Origin of the sequence: Bartonella sp. TT119HLJHH (genome assembly GCF_042193385.1) — a bacterium.
In the GTDB taxonomy this organism is placed as follows: Bacteria; Pseudomonadota; Alphaproteobacteria; order Rhizobiales; family Rhizobiaceae; genus Bartonella.
Genome location: NZ_JBHILS010000090.1, coordinates 1 through 1306 on the forward strand (window position 1 = coordinate 1; position 1306 = coordinate 1306).

The 1306-nt window shown below is 46.2% G+C and carries 2 protein-coding genes; both read right to left on the reverse strand.

Features of this window, described 5'->3' with window-relative positions; translation table 11 throughout:
- A partial coding sequence (locus tag ACFIJL_RS09415) for a PBSX family phage terminase large subunit (RefSeq protein ID WP_375624439.1) occupies positions 1–959 on the reverse strand: 959 nt, incomplete at its 3' end.
- Positions 940–1272 carry a hypothetical protein gene (locus ACFIJL_RS09420; protein ID WP_273791598.1) on the reverse strand — a complete coding sequence of 111 codons (333 nt, stop codon included), beginning with the start codon at positions 1270–1272 and terminating at the stop codon, positions 940–942. The genes ACFIJL_RS09420 and ACFIJL_RS09415, both read right to left, overlap by 20 nt.
- Between the last annotated feature and the right edge of the window lie 34 nt (positions 1273–1306).

The following is a 1306-nucleotide window of genomic DNA, read 5'->3' on the forward strand; positions in this document are numbered from 1 at the left end:
GCCCCATCATGGGGAAGAACCATCAACGCCTTCTCATAACCGTTTTGACGCAACCAGCCTATATGCTCCGATAATGGTTGTCCTTGTGCTTCGTAATAATCAAGCACTCTGATCTCTCTGCCAACAAATTGCGCTATCCATATCGCTGTGGCATCTGCCTTGGCGCCCGTGCCCCCAATATCCCAAAAGGCGCGTATCTGCATTAAAGGATCACGAGCAACACGCCCTATCCGCCCCTCTTGCTCGGCTGCCAACATTTCCTTTTGATAATAAGCGCCTTGAACCGCTGTAAGATAAGCCCCTTCCCAGATATGCTTATAGGTCTCTGGACGGTTTCTCAGATCATCAAGTCGTGCTTCATTCAAGATCTTGGGAAACTTCGGATTGTCTGACCAGTTAATCTCAACACGTTTGATTGCCTCATTGTCTGAAAAGCGAAACCGCTTCTCAACGGGGGCATTCTCTCGCAACGGGTTCCATGTCACCCATAATTCTGCATTCCAATCTTTTCCTTCTTCACGCAAAGTCGGTATAAGCGTCTGCCAAGCTGTCTCTGTAACGGGCTCTGCCTCATCAACCCAACAAAGCAAAATACGCCCCATAGACTTGATACTGGCTATATTGCGGTCCAGACCAGAAAACTGAAAGGCTATACGACCATCTATCGACTTAATCGACGACTCCCCAACCTTGTAATAGTCCTTTAAAAAGTCGTGCGCTTCAATGACGCGTTTAATCTCCTCCAATGAACTTTCTGCCAAAGAATTCTGAAACTGACGTGCACAAAGTATAGTGCCCGATATCCCTTGCATACCAAATTGATAGCCTTTTAAAGCAGCCATCAAGGCAAATGATCTTGTCTTTCCAGACCCTCGTCCACCCCAAGCAGCACGCACCAAAGCCTTATCTGTAAAAATCGGTATAAGCTTTGGAACAATACTAATCTGTCGTGTTGTCATTGACCAAAGGCGCGATTTCTACACGCGTTATCACCTTAATGGCTCCCCCATCTTCACCTGTTACCTGTAAAGGCAACACCTTACCAAGCAATGCTAAATAAGCAGCGGGGCATTCCATAGCCTGTTTTTCCAAATAAGAAATCAAACCATCCTTGCCAATTTTATTCCCAGCATTCTCAGCAGCCTTAACCACTGCTTCTTTTAAAATGCGCGTCATCTTATTCGGAACGCCTTTGACACGCCCTTGACCTGCCTTTGGGGGTATACGCTTTTTAATGGGTTGTGGAGCCTGCTGTGTATTTTCTGATGTCATAAAATACGCCCTCCAGATAATAAAAAACCCCGCA

Coding starts and splice junctions, on each gene's coding strand:
- ACFIJL_RS09420 (WP_273791598.1), bottom strand. CDS start 1,272: ATGACATCAGAAAATACACAGCAGGCTCCACAACCCATTAAAAAGCGT.